Genomic DNA, 13841 nt, shown 5'->3' with positions numbered 1-13841 from the left:
ACTTTTTAAAGTTAAGACTTAGATTCTCCTAGATGAATCATTGCAAACACAGCATAATTAATCATGTCCTGATAATTTGCATCAATACCTTCACTAACTATAGTTTTACCTGCATTATCCTCAATCTGTTTAACGCGTAATAATTTTTGCAATATTAAATCTGTTAAGGAACTCACTCTCATATCTCTCCAAGCTTCTCCATAATCATGATTTTTATCTAACATTAGTTGCTTGGTTAACCGTATTTTTTCATCATATAAATCTACAGCTTCAGTCGTCTCCATATCCGGTTGCTCTACAACTCCTTTGTCTAGTTGTATTAGTGCCATTATGCAATAATTAATTATACCGATAAACTCACTCGCCTCTCCCTCATCTACCTTTCTAACAGCATTTTGCTGCAGACTTCTTATACGTTGTGCTTTTATAAAAATTTGATCGGTCAATGAAGGTAATCTCAAAATACGCCAAGCACTACCATAATCACTCATCTTATTCTTAAAAAGGGTTCTACATTGTTCAATTACGGCGTCGTATTGTTTGAAAGTGTTTTGCATTTAATTCAATAATAATTTCCGTAAATTTCGCATAAATAAATTAGAAGTTCAAAGTTTGACCTTTAAAGTTTTTAGCTAAGTTTTAAAATTTAATATGACCATAAATTGTAAAGGCAGGTTGCTTGATTTAAACTCACCAAAGGTAATGGGAATACTCAATGTTACACCAGATTCATTCTACGATGGTGGTAAATATAAAGATGAGCTTGAAATTTTGAATCAAGTAGAGACCATGTTAAATGATGGCGCGACAATTATAGATGTAGGTGGCTACAGTTCTAGACCAGGCGGTAAAGAAATTAAAATTAATGAGGAAATTAGCAGGGTTGTACCTGTGGTTGAATTAATATTAAATAAATTTCCTGAAACGTTAATCTCTATTGATACCTTTAGAAGTAAAGTTGCACAAAAAAGTATTGTAGCAGGTGCTTCAATTGTAAACGACATTTCGGCCGGACATCTTGATAGCGATATGTTGTCAACCGTTGGAAAATTGGGAGTCCCTTATATTATGATGCATATGCGTGGTAATCCCAAAACAATGCAAAACCAAACACAATATGAAGATTTGGTTAAGGAAGTTAACTCTTATTTTGCTGAACGAATTTCCATTGCCCATGAACACAAGATTATTGATATTATAATAGATCCAGGATTTGGTTTTGCAAAAACATTAGAACAAAACTTTGAACTTTTGAACAAATTCGAATTACTTCAAATTGTTGGCAAACCTATTTTAGCCGGTGTGTCTCGCAAATCTATGATATACAAAACCTTAGATACATCAAGCGAAAAAGCATTAAATGGCACAACCGCACTTAACATGTTGGCACTTCAAAAAGGAGCTAAAATTCTACGCGTACATGATGTTAAAGAAGCTATGGAATGTGTTACATTGTTTAATAAATTACACACTAACTAAATGAAAAGGCATTTCTATTATTTAATATTATTATTTGCTCTTAGTTGTAATAATGAACGTGTATTACAGCTTCCAGAAATTGAAAATGCTAAAATATCAGAGGTTCTTGATGTATCACCTGCTTATTTATTTTATGATGAAAGTCTAAACGATATTTCATTTTCTACTTCTTTAGATCCAAACACAACATTATCCTTAGATAATATAGAACAATCATTAGAAACCATAATACGAGAATGTGGTAAGGACGAAAAAAAATTTCTTGTTTTAAACCCTAACTTGAGTTTTCAAAATTACATTAGCTTAAAAAACGTATTAAGACCTTTAGAAAATAGAATCTTAAATAACGAATTCATTTATTAACATAAATTCTTAAATTAGCAAAAAGCACAAAACTTGGACGATTTACAACTTTGGGATTTTAGATTTATTGATTTTGTAGATATCTTCCTCGTAGCTATACTTCTCTACTATATTTATAAACTAGTAAAAGGCACAGTTGCAGTAAATATATTTATTGGCATACTGGTTATATACCTCGCTTGGCGTCTTACGGACTACCTTCAAATGTATATGCTATATAGCATTTTTGACGGATTTATGAAGGTTGGTATAATTGCACTAATAGTGGTATTTCAGCCTGAGATTAGAAAATTTCTATTACTTGTGGGCTCGACAAATATTGGTGGTAAAAAAAGTATTTTCAAAAATTTTAAGTTTCTAAAAAACGAAGATCAAACCACGACAGATGTTGATGCAATTATCAATGCTTGCAGCAAAATGGGAGCTTCAAACACTGGTGCGTTGATTGTAATTGAGCGAAACAACAACTTAGATTTTTTAACTACTACAGGTGATGAAATGAATATATTAGTATCGCAACCAATAATAGAAAGTATTTTCTTTAAAAATAGTCCGCTTCATGATGGAGCAATAATCGTAGATAAAAATGTAGTTAAAGCAACACGTGTTATACTCCCTGTTAATAATGAAAAGAATATTCCAGCTCGATTTGGATTAAGGCACAGGGCGGCAATAGGCATAACTGAAAAAACAGATGCCATTGCTATAGCCGTAAGTGAAGAAACTGGCCAAATCTCTTATATAAAAAATGGTGAATTTATGATGTACAAGGACACACACGATCTAACAGAAAAAATCAAGAAAGACTTAGCCTAGTGCAATGTAAAAATTGTCATACAGAACTACAAAAACAAGACGACTTCTGCAGTTCATGTGGAGGACGAGTTATTAGAAATCGTCTTACATTTCGCAATTTGTTTGAGCATTTAAGCGAGACATTTTTTAATTATGACAATAAGCTACTTAGAACAGTTATAGATTTATTCAAAAGACCAGAGGATGTAATTGTAGGTTATATCGAAGGTGTTAGAAAGAAGTACGTAAATCCAATTAGTCTATTCGGGTTAGCACTTACCGTTACTGGATTATACATGATTATTATCAACAAGTTTTTTCCAGAAATGATTGATTTTTCAAATTTAGCAATTGAAGGTCAGGAAGAAATGCAACGCAAGAATATGCAATTTATTCAAGAGTATCAATCAATCATTATGATGCTCTATGTTCCAATTTATGCTTTAATGGCCAGGCTTGTTTTCTTTGACAAAAAAAGATTTAATTACACAGAGCTTCTAGTAGTTTTTATGTATATACAAGCACAGATTTCTATTGTCAGTGCTTTACTTACTATTGCAATTGGCCTAATAGGTTATTCAAGCAGCATGGTAGGTGTGTTTATGTTGATTTTAATGATCATTTACACAGCCTATGCTCTAAAACGAATATATAAATTTAACTTTTTTGAAATCATTGTAAGAACTTTGTTATTTGGTGTTGTGCTAGCCATAACATTTGTGATACTTATAGTTGTTGTTTTTATTTTCATGTATCTCAACGGTGATGTACAAGAGATGATAGAAGCACAAAGAGCCACAAAAGAAGCCACTCAAGGTTCTGGTTAAAACACTTCTGATTTCAAAAACTGAACTTCATAAAGATTCTTGTAGTAGCCATTTTTCTTTTTGAGTAAAGATTGATGAGTGCCCATTTCTACGATTTGACCAGCATCCATTACAATGATTTTATCAGCTTGTTGAATTGTAGCGAGTCTATGGGCTATAATTATAGACGTTCTACCCGAAGTAATTTTATCCGTTGCATCCTGTATCAATTGTTCAGAATAAGAATCAACTGAAGATGTTGCCTCGTCTAAAATTAAGATACTAGGATTTGTAACATAAGCCCTAAGAAATGATATTAGCTGCCTCTGACCAGAAGAGAGCATTACACCACGTTCCTTAACGTTATAGTGATAACCACCAGGTAAGCTAGAAATAAACTGATGTATACCAATAGCTTTAGCTGCAGTTACAACATCCTCTTCTGTGATGTATTCGTTGTTTAGTGTAATGTTTTTTAAAATGGTATCTGCAAATAAAAAGACATCTTGTAATACAACAGCAATCTGATTTCTCAGTGAATTCAATGTCATATTCTTAATGTCAGTACTGTCAATTTTAATTACTCCAGAATCAATCTCATAAAATCGGTTAAGCAGATTTATTATAGTTGACTTTCCTGCACCTGTGGCTCCTACTATGGCAACCGTTTCTCCAGCTTCGACACTAAAGGAAACACCTTTTAAAACTTCTTCATCTTTAATATAAGAGAATCGTACATTCTCAAATTCTAAATTGCCTTTAAAGTGGTTCGCAATTTGGGTTCCTGTATCGTCAATATTAGAATCTGTATCCAATACTTTAAATACACGATCTGCTGCTACCATACCCATTTGCAACGTATTAAATTTATTAGCTATTTGATACAATGGTCTAAATAGCATTGGTATAAACATGGTAAATGCTATTAAATCACCAAGTGTGGTACCTGGCAATGTAGCAACAACTCCATAACCTCCAATCAAAATAACCAAGGCCATAGTTACTGACGATACAAATTCTGCAACCGGGAAAAATATAGAGTTGTACCAAACGGTTTTTAACCATCCTTTTTTATGACGTTCGTTTATGGCTTTAAATTTTCTGTATTCTATTGTTTCACGAGTGAATAGTTGGACTATTTTCATTCCTGTGACACGTTCTTGTACGAAGGAATTTAAATTTGAAACCTCAGTACGTACATCTTCAAACGCACGCTTCATATATTTTTGAAAGATCTTTGTAGCAAACACTATAATTGGCATTGCTAAAAATACAATAAGGCTCAATTTTAGATTAATGAAGGCCATAAAACCAGCAACAACGGCCATCTTTAAGATATCACTAAATATCATGAACAGTCCTTGCCCAAAAATATCGGCAATACGCTCCATATCAGTTACTGCACGTGTAATTAAAACTCCCACTGACGACTTATCAAAATAGGTCATTTTAAACTTAAGCATGTGCTTAAAAAGTTTTACCCTTATATCCCTTACAACAGACTGACCTAGCCAACTTGCATAGTATATGAATAGCAATTGAGAGACAACCTCAAATATTAATAATACCAGCATTATTAGCATGTAAAAAACAAATCCATCGTATTCCTTATTCGCTATTTTTACATCAATGACTTCTTTTAACACATAAGGTCTAAACGCACCGAAAACGGCCAATCCAATAACACAAATAAGGGAAATAATAAATACTGTACGATAAGGTCTTATGTACTGTAACAATCGCTTAAATAACGAAACATCAAATATTTTCTTTCCTTCTTCTGCCATATTATGCCGAAACTAAACCGGAATCTCTTTTCTAAATATCTTCAGGATATTTAATATCCACTAAACTTAATCCTTGTGCTGGCACCGAATATCCTGCCTCACTTCTATCTTTAGAAGTAATAATCTTATGCAATTCATTAGGCGTCATTTTTCCTAGACCAATATTCACCATAGTACCAACTATTGCTCTTACCATATTTCTCAAAAATCGATCTGCAGAAATCACAAATAGAAGTTCGTTGTTCTTTTCTTGCCAGTGAGCTTCCTTAATATCACAATTATACGTTTTTACATCTGTATTTGACTTAGAAAAGCATTGAAAATCCTTATACTTAAATAAGATTTTGCAAGCATCATTCATTTTGCTTACATCCAGTGGTTTTTGCAATTGATAAGAAAAATCAAAATTAAATACATTTTTATGTGTTGAGATTCTGTAATGATAAGTCCTACTCATTGCATCAAAACGAGCATGCGCATCATTTTTCACCTTCTTTATTTCAGATATAGCTATATCTTTTGGTAAGAAAGAGTTCAATTTATAAACTAATTCAAGTGAATCTAATTTACCTTCATAATCAAAATGGGCAAACATTTTTGAGGCATGCACACCAGTATCAGTTCTACCTGCACCAACAATTGGAATTTTATCATTTAACAAAGTAGATAATGCTTTCTCTATCACCTCCTGCACAGTAATTACATTAGGTTGATTTTGCCAGCCATGATAGGCCTTGCCATTGTACGATAGTTCTATAAAATATCTCAAAAGATTACCTATTTTTGCTATATAATTCACAAAGATAAACAGATTTAAGAGTTATAATCACAATATTATCTTAATGCAAAAAATCCTCCTTCTCTCAGATACTCATAGTTATATAGACGATAATATTATTAAACATGTTAAGCAAGCTGATGAGGTATGGCATGCAGGTGATATTGGTGATTTGGATGTAACTGACACAATAAAAAACCTCAAACCTCTTAGAGCTGTATACGGTAATATAGACGATTCAAAAGCAAGAGCAGAATTTCCATTGCATAACAGGTTTAAATGCGAAGAATTAGACATTTGGATAACACATATTGGAGGATACCCACCGAAATATAATAATAGAATACGTGAAGAATTAAAGAACAATCCTCCAGATATTTTTATTTGTGGCCATTCTCATATTTTAAAAGTAATGCCTGATAAAAAGTTGAACTTATTACATATAAACCCTGGAGCAATTGGTAAACATGGTTTTCATAAAGCCCGAACAATGTTAAGATTTACTATCAATGGAAGTAGCATAAACAATTTGGAAATTATAGAGTACAAAAGATAGAAAATGAAAAACCCAGACGACAGCGTCTGGGTTTTTCGCACTAATACTACTAAGATTTTAGGTTCTATCGTAATCTGTCTACAGATTTTACAAGATCTTCGTCCTTTTTTATAGCCTTGTTAGCCAAGGCTAAACACACAATAGAAAAAACTGGAAGAAGAATCCCAATACCTTTCTCAGAAACGTTAGTTTCTCCAGATAAATTTAGAGATTGAGTTACAAAGATTCCTAGTAAAATAAAGTTTAATATTATATTAAGTCGACCCAAGACAAACTGAGTCTTCCTTTTCTTAAAACTAAAAACCGATATTAAAGATAACAAAGCAGAGCCAATAAATAGGGCTAAATACAAATAATTATCTAAAGCAAATACTCCTACGCCCTCGTTATTTGTCCATAAACGAAATACAAAAATAAGACCAGCAGATATTATGGCTGTCAGAAATAAATATAGTGTCTGTATTCTCTGAATCATATCTTTTATTAAAAAAGCTTTGCAAAATTAGTAGTTTATTTTTTAAAAAGATAGAATTTAATTTAAAATAAAATTGTATTATTGCAATAGAAAGTAAAGACACGACGAGATGTCGCTTTCCAATCTTCCGAATTAATTTCACTTTTTTTCTTTTTATTTCATTTAGAAAATCTTGAGTTAATAATATCGAAACTATAATACTTTATATTACATATACGAATGTTTGAAATTTCACAGTTAAAAGCTAAGAAGCTACCTGAATTGCAGGATATAGCCAAGCAACTAAACGTACCCAAATTTAGAAGTTTAAAAAAACTAGATTTAGTTTATCAAATCCTAGATTACCAAGCAGCAAATCCTGCCGCAGTAAAAGAAAAAGTTGACGTAAAACCACGATCTGATTCTAAACAAAACAATCAGAGACAAAAACGTAGTAGAGTTCAGCGTCAACCTCAGGATAATAAAGGGCAACAACAACAGTCCAGCAACAATCCAAAACTTCAGGAGGAAAAAAATACCCCAGACAACAAGCAGAACAAACAACAAGATCACAAGGGTAAGGATAAAAATGAGGATAAGCCTAAAGATCGTAATGATGACAAAAAAAGATCTAATAACGATAATAGACAGCAACATCGCTCTAAAGATCAAAACCGAAACAACAATAATAAAAACAACGGCAATAAGGATAACAGAAACCGTTATCGAGAGCCTGATTTTGAGTTTGACGCAATTATTGAAAGTGAAGGTGTCTTAGACATAATGCAGGATGGTTATGGGTTTTTAAGATCATCAGACTATAATTACCTTACTTCACCAGATGATATTTATGTTTCACAATCTCAAATAAGATTGTTTGGATTAAAAACAGGTGATACTGTACTTGGACATGTAAGACCGCCCAAAGAAGGCGAAAAATATTTTCCATTAATTAAGGTAAGTAAAATTAATGGTCAAAATCCACAAGTTGTAAGAGACCGTGTGGCATTTGAACATTTAACACCATTATTCCCACAAGAAAAATTTAATATAGCGGAGCGTCAATCCACAATTTCTACAAGGATTATGGATTTGTTCTCTCCTATAGGCAAGGGCCAACGTGGTATGATTGTTTCTCAACCAAAAACAGGTAAAACAATGTTACTTAAAGATGTTGCAAATGCAATTGCAGCCAATCACCCTGAAGTATATCAAATGATATTACTTATTGATGAGCGACCTGAAGAGGTAACAGATATGCAGAGAAACGTTCGTGGAGAAGTAATTGCATCAACGTTTGACAAGGAAGCACATGAACATGTTAAAATTGCAAATATTGTTTTAGAGAAAGCTAAGCGTTTAGTAGAATGCGGACATGATGTTGTTATTTTACTAGATTCAATTACAAGATTGGCACGTGCTTATAATACCGTACAACCTGCATCTGGAAAAATTTTATCAGGTGGTGTAGATGCTAATGCACTTCATAAACCAAAACGTTTTTTCGGTGCTGCAAGAAATATTGAAAATGGAGGATCATTGACAATTATTGCTACGGCACTTACGGAAACTGGATCTAAAATGGACGAAGTTATTTTTGAAGAATTTAAAGGTACGGGTAACATGGAGTTACAATTAGATAGAAAGATATCTAATAGACGTATTTTCCCTGCAATCGACTTGACTAGTTCAAGCACAAGACGTGATGATCTATTATTAGATGATAATACAATTCAAAGAATGTGGGTAATGAGAAAATATCTTGCAGATATGAATCCTGTTGAAGCAATGGAGTTTATTAATGATCGATTCAAACAAACTAGAAATAATGAAGAATTCCTAATTTCAATGAATGGTTAGGTAATTCAATTATAAAAAGCAAAACCTCAAGAAATTCTTGAGGTTTTTTATTTATGTAAAGATTTATATATAGTAGCAAAAAAAAGCCTTTCAGATAATGAAAGGCTTTGAATTTTTTATTTAAGTCTGATTACAACGCTGCTACGTGCTTTGTTAAATTAGCTTTTAAGTTTCCTGCCTTGTTTGAGTGGATTACGTTTTTCTTCGCCAATTTATCAATCATACTAATAACAGAAGGTAACATTTTTTGAGCTTCTTTAGCATCAGTTATTTCACGTAATTTCTTAATTGCATTACGTGTAGTCTTGTGCTGATATCTATTAAGCACTCTTCTTTTTTCGTTACTTCTTATTCTTTTTAAAGCTGACTTATGATTTGCCATTTTATTTTTCTTATTAAAAGTTGTAGCCCGTAGGGGAATCGAACCCCTCTTACCAGGATGAAAACCTGGCGTCCTAGCCGATAGACGAACGGGCCATTTAGTTATTTCATCATTAAATGAACTTGCAAAGTTTCCATTGCGGATGCAAAAATACAACTATTTTTAAATGTTGCAACTACTAATAAATTTTTTTTGATTTTTTTTAGTAAGCCTTTGCAAAAAGAACACGCTTATTAGATGGTTTACCACTGTAAACACAAGAGCCTTCCTCCTCTACACTGTCAATTGGTATACACCTAATTGTTGCTTTGGTAAGATCTTTAATTTTCTGCTCTGTTTCTGCAGAACCATCCCAATGTGCAGAAATAAAACCTGTTTTATTTTCTAAAACTTTTTTGAAACTTTCAAAATCATCAACATCCGTAATATGAGAATTCCTAAATTCCAAAGCTTTATTAAACAAGTTTTCTTGGATCTCCTTTAATAAATCTTCAACCACAACGGACAACCTATCTAGAATTACCGTTTGTTTCGATAAATTGTCACGTCTTGCTATTTCTACGGTCTCATCTTCCAAATCCTTAGGACCTATAGCTATACGCAATGGTACGCCTTGTAATTCGTGTTGTGCAAACTTTGCTCCTGGTCTCAACGTATCTCTTTTGTCAAATTTTACAGAAATTCCACGCTCCTTTAAATTGTCAATAATCTCATCAGATAGTTCAGCTATCTTGTCAAATTGCTCTTCATTTCTATAAATAGGCACAATTACTACTTGATATGGTGCCAAGTTTGGTGGTAATACCAGTCCCTTATCATCACTATGAGTCATAATTAACGCACCCATTAAGCGTGTTGAAACACCCCAAGATGTTGCCCAAACGAAATCTTGCTTACCCTCTTTATTGGTGAATTTAACATCAAATGCTTTTGCAAAGTTCTGGCCTAAAAAATGCGAAGTACCTGCTTGAAGCGCCTTACCATCTTGCATCAGTGCTTCAATGCACATGGTCTCTTCAGCACCTGCAAATCTTTCACTTTCCGTTTTTAAACCTTGTATTACAGGAATTGCCATGAAATTTTCTGCAAATGTTGCGTAAACATTATTAATAAGTTTAGTCTCTTCCCAAGCCTCTTCCTTAGTTGCATGTGCTGTGTGGCCCTCCTGCCATAAAAATTCTGCAGTTCTTAAAAACAATCTTGTACGCATTTCCCATCGCACAACATTGGCCCACTGATTTACAAGTATTGGCAAATCACGATAAGACTGTATCCATCCCTTATAAGTATTCCAAATAATTGCCTCACTCGTTGGGCGTACAACTAACTCCTCTTCTAATCGTGCTTCAGGATCAACTCTTAATTTCCCTTCATTATCTGGATCATTTTGTAACCTATAATGAGTAACAACAGCACATTCTTTGGCAAATCCTTCTGCATTCTTCTCTTCTGCCTCAAATAAACTTTTAGGTACAAAAAGTGGAAAATAAGCATTGACATGTCCTGTTTCCTTGAACATTTTATCTAATTCCGCTTGCATTTTCTCCCAAATAGCATAGCCATATGGTTTTATAACCATACACCCTCTGACTGCAGAATTCTCAGCCAAATCAGCTTTTACAACTAATTCATTATACCATTTTGAATAATCCTCAGCTCTACTCGTAAGATTTTTACTCATTTTCAGTGTTTTGGCACAGATATTGTGTTTATGTTAAATAAAAAAATAGTTCAGCAAAACTAACTATTTTTACTATGTTCAACAATAAAATAAAAGAGATATGCAATTTAAACCCATTACAAGCCAAAAATTGCCGTTTTATGTTGCTCTCGGTTTAATGGCCGTGCTAACTTCATGTGGCTCATACCAATATGCAGGATATGACAATGATGGTATTTACTCTACCAATGAAACCAATGAAAATATTGTTGAACAAACAGTTGCAACTACATCAACTGACGATTCAAATTACTACAAAAATTATTTTGCTGAAAATAAAGCACAATTAGATGCTTATCAGTCAGAAGATGAAATTTTTATTGATGTAGACTCTTATTCAAGTAATTATACTGAAAAAGCGCAAGATTCTTTAGAACAAGGACAACCTTATGGGGGTTGGGGACAAGATAATAGCACAGTGACTATAAATGTAATTGATAATGGTTTTTGGGGTTGGAATGATCCTTGGTTATGGGGTCCTGGATGGGGCTGGAATAGCTGGGCCTATGGTTACCCAAACAGATGGGGTTGGAATCGCTGGGGCTGGGGATACCCTTACGGATACGGTTGGAATACTGGATGGAATGTCGGATGGGGTTGGAACGCAGGCTTTGCATGGGGCTGGACTGGATATGGTTGGGGTCCTGGATATAATTATTGGGGCTGGAACAATAATTACTATCGTAATTCAAACAGATATGCCTATAATTCGGGTAGACGAGGCTCATCTTTATATAATAGAAACTTAAATGGTTTAGGTCGAAGTAATGCTGCTGTATCACGTAGAAATTATTCTACAAGTAGGTTATCTAATGCTGTCACAAATACAAGAAGAGTACGAACTTCTAATAATTCGATAAGTCGATCTAACAATGCTGTTAGAACTAGTAATGGTGTAAGATCCAACAATGGTGCTAGAGTGACTAGACCAAGCAGAACGGTGAGAAATTCTAATTCAAATCGCACAAGATCAAACACATCTTCAAGAAGTTCAAGGCCATCAGGAACTGTAAGGTCTTCAGGAAGTTCGAGATCAACTGGTAGTGTTAGATCATCTAGTGGTTCATCATCGAGATCTTCTGGAAGCATAAGATCTTCTGGTGGATCAAGAAGAGGTGGCAGAGGTTAAAATTTATAATTAATACCGAATTTAATAATTAAGAACTTATGAAAAAAATTCTTATGCTTAGCATAGGCTTAATAAGCACGTCTTTAATCTTAGCACAAGATATTACTGATGCTGTGAGATATTCAATGGATGAAATACAAGGTACTGCCAGATTTAGAGCAATGAGTGGCGCCTTTGGAGCTCTTGGTGGAGATATGTCTAGCGTCAATATAAATCCTGCAGGTTCCGCAATATTTAATAATAGCCATGCATCGCTTACTTTGGGATACTTTGATGAAAATAGTGATGTGACTTATTTCAATTCAACAAGAAATGCGTCTAATTCAAACTTTGATTTAAATCAACTTGGAGCAGCATTTGTTTTTAGAAATATGAATCCTAATTCTCCTTGGAGTAAATTCACAATGAGTATAGCCTATGATAGATCAGCAAATTACGATAGAGACTGGTTAGCTATTGGAACAAATCCAAACACCAGCATTAGTGAATATTTCTACGCCTATGCAGAAGGATTAAGATTAGATGAAATATCAGCATTCCCAGGTGAGACAATTTCAGAGGCTTATAATGATATAGGTTCCATTTACGGATTTGGTCATCAACAAGCTTTCTTAGGATTTGAAGGATATATAATTGATCCGGTTGAAGACACTGATGATAATACGCAATACATCAGAAATATAAATGGAACTAACTTTAATCAACAATACTCTTTCGCAAGTAGAGGTTATAATGGCAAATTAGCTTTTAATTTAGCTTCAAGTTATGAAGACAAATTGTTTTTTGGATTAAATCTCAATGCACATTTCATTGATTACGAAAGAAGTACATTTCTTCGAGAATCAAATTCTAACATCTCCTCTAATGTGAGTCAAGTGGATTTTGAAAACAATCTATTAACTACAGGTAGTGGATTCTCATTTCAATTAGGTGGTATAGCAAAACTAACAGAAGAATTTAGAGTTGGTCTATCATATAATTCTCCTACTTGGTATAGAATCAATGAAGAAACATCTCAATATTTAGCTTCAACAAGATCTGAAAACGGTTCTGATATTAACCAAGTAATTAATCCTAATGTTATTAATATATTTCCGGAATATAAATTACAAACCCCTTCAAAAATAACGGGTAGTTTAGCATATGTTTTTGGTAAACAAGGATTATTAAGCTTTGACTATTCAATTAAAGATTATGCAAATGCAGAATTTAGGCCAACATCTGATGTTTTCTTCTCTGCATTAAACAATGACATAAGTGATGCATTAGACACAACAACTTCGTATAGAATTGGAGGCGAATATCGTCACAAACAATTTAGTTTTAGGGGAGGATATAGGTTCGAAGAAAGCCCATATCAAGATGATACTTTTTTTGGGGATTTAACTGGGTATTCCTTAGGTCTGGGATATAGCTTTGGCAATTTAAGTGCGGATATAGCATTTAGTCAATCAGAAAGAGATATAAATTACCAATTGTATAATGCAGGGTTAACAGATTCTGCACTTATTCAGTCACGTTTTACTGATGTGGTTCTTACATTCGCATTCAACATTTAGGAGAATAAAATTTTATATAATAAAAGCCTGAACATATGTTCAGGCTTTTTTATTTATACTAAATCTTATCTTATCGTTTCAATGTAAAATGGGCTTTCAGTTCCTTCCTTTGGTTTGTTATCGGCTCGTCGTACTCTACGGTGAACCAGTAATCGCTACTCGGCATGCTGTTC

General features: G+C 33.5%; 14 protein-coding genes and 1 tRNA gene. 8 read left to right on the top strand and 7 right to left on the bottom strand.

Annotated elements, in window-relative coordinates; genetic code table 11:
* Nucleotides 1-11: 11 nt before the first annotated feature.
* Nucleotides 12-557 carry a DUF1599 domain-containing protein gene (locus DUZ96_RS00760; RefSeq protein WP_114299445.1) on the bottom strand — a complete coding sequence of 182 codons (546 nt, stop codon included), beginning with the start codon at nt 555-557 and terminating at the stop codon, nt 12-14.
* Between the two features lie 94 nt (nt 558-651).
* On the opposite strand from DUZ96_RS00760, the gene folP reads away from it, so the two are divergent.
* The 4 genes from folP to DUZ96_RS00740 all read left to right on the top strand — a co-directional run bounded on the left by folP (nt 652) and on the right by DUZ96_RS00740 (nt 3464).
* Nucleotides 652-1479, top strand: a complete 828-nt coding sequence (gene folP / locus DUZ96_RS00755) for a dihydropteroate synthase (protein ID WP_114299443.1) — start codon at nt 652-654, stop codon at nt 1477-1479.
* On the top strand, nt 1480-1842 hold the full coding sequence (locus DUZ96_RS00750) for a hypothetical protein (protein WP_114299441.1): 363 nt from the start codon (nt 1480-1482) through the stop codon (nt 1840-1842).
* A 33-nt stretch (nt 1843-1875) separates the two neighbouring features.
* Nucleotides 1876-2658, top strand: a complete 783-nt coding sequence (gene cdaA / locus DUZ96_RS00745; RefSeq protein WP_114299439.1) for a diadenylate cyclase CdaA — start codon at nt 1876-1878, stop codon at nt 2656-2658.
* 98 nt (nt 2659-2756) lie between these two features.
* The gene (locus tag DUZ96_RS00740; RefSeq protein WP_181855205.1) at nt 2757-3464 is read left to right on the top strand and encodes a DUF3667 domain-containing protein; all 708 of its coding nucleotides are present in this window, start codon (nt 2757-2759) and stop codon (nt 3462-3464) included.
* Here the strand turns inward: DUZ96_RS00740 and DUZ96_RS00735 are convergent.
* Nucleotides 3461-5230 (bottom strand): ABC transporter ATP-binding protein, encoded by a 1770-nt coding sequence (locus tag DUZ96_RS00735; protein WP_114299436.1) that lies wholly within the window; start codon nt 5228-5230, stop codon nt 3461-3463. The genes DUZ96_RS00740 and DUZ96_RS00735 overlap by 4 nt on opposite strands.
* A gap of 31 nt (nt 5231-5261) precedes the next feature.
* Nucleotides 5262-5999, bottom strand: coding sequence for a tRNA pseudouridine(38-40) synthase TruA (truA, locus tag DUZ96_RS00730; RefSeq protein ID WP_114299591.1), 738 nt, complete (start codon nt 5997-5999; stop codon nt 5262-5264).
* A gap of 73 nt (nt 6000-6072) precedes the next feature.
* Between truA and DUZ96_RS00725 the strand changes: the two genes are divergently transcribed.
* Nucleotides 6073-6564, top strand: a complete 492-nt coding sequence (locus DUZ96_RS00725; protein WP_114299435.1) for a metallophosphoesterase — start codon at nt 6073-6075, stop codon at nt 6562-6564.
* A 64-nt stretch (nt 6565-6628) separates the two neighbouring features.
* Here the strand turns inward: DUZ96_RS00725 and DUZ96_RS00720 are convergent, their stop codons facing one another.
* A complete protein-coding gene (locus tag DUZ96_RS00720) occupies nt 6629-7039 on the bottom strand; it encodes a DUF4293 domain-containing protein (protein WP_114299434.1) in 411 nt (136 codons plus the stop codon).
* A 219-nt stretch (nt 7040-7258) separates the two neighbouring features.
* Between DUZ96_RS00720 and rho the strand changes: the two genes are divergently transcribed.
* Nucleotides 7259-8878, top strand: coding sequence for a transcription termination factor Rho (gene rho / locus DUZ96_RS00715; protein ID WP_114299433.1), 1620 nt, complete (start codon nt 7259-7261; stop codon nt 8876-8878).
* Nucleotides 8879-9008: 130 nt separating this feature from the next.
* On the opposite strand, the gene rpsT is transcribed toward rho, so the two are convergent.
* The 3 genes from rpsT to proS form a co-directional block, all read right to left on the bottom strand.
* Nucleotides 9009-9260 carry a 30S ribosomal protein S20 gene (rpsT, locus tag DUZ96_RS00710; RefSeq protein ID WP_114299432.1) on the bottom strand — a complete coding sequence of 84 codons (252 nt, stop codon included), beginning with the start codon at nt 9258-9260 and terminating at the stop codon, nt 9009-9011.
* 23 nt (nt 9261-9283) lie between these two features.
* A tRNA-Glu gene (locus DUZ96_RS00705) sits at nt 9284-9355 on the bottom strand.
* A 107-nt stretch (nt 9356-9462) separates the two neighbouring features.
* The gene (gene proS / locus DUZ96_RS00700) at nt 9463-10941 is read right to left on the bottom strand and encodes a proline--tRNA ligase (RefSeq protein WP_114299431.1); all 1479 of its coding nucleotides are present in this window, start codon (nt 10939-10941) and stop codon (nt 9463-9465) included.
* A 100-nt stretch (nt 10942-11041) separates the two neighbouring features.
* Between proS and DUZ96_RS00695 the strand changes: the two genes are divergently transcribed.
* Complete coding sequence (locus DUZ96_RS00695) at nt 11042-12109, top strand: hypothetical protein (RefSeq protein ID WP_114299430.1); 1068 nt, start codon at nt 11042-11044, stop codon at nt 12107-12109.
* A 38-nt stretch (nt 12110-12147) separates the two neighbouring features.
* Nucleotides 12148-13668, top strand: a complete 1521-nt coding sequence (locus DUZ96_RS00690) for an OmpP1/FadL family transporter (RefSeq protein ID WP_114299429.1) — start codon at nt 12148-12150, stop codon at nt 13666-13668.
* Nucleotides 13669-13841 lie beyond the last annotated feature (173 nt).

Origin of the sequence: Winogradskyella sp. KYW1333 (assembly GCF_003335675.1) — a bacterium.
Classification (GTDB): domain Bacteria; phylum Bacteroidota; class Bacteroidia; order Flavobacteriales; family Flavobacteriaceae; genus Winogradskyella.
Note: the sequence above shows the minus strand (reverse complement) of the source record. Positions and strands in the feature narration are given on the sequence as shown.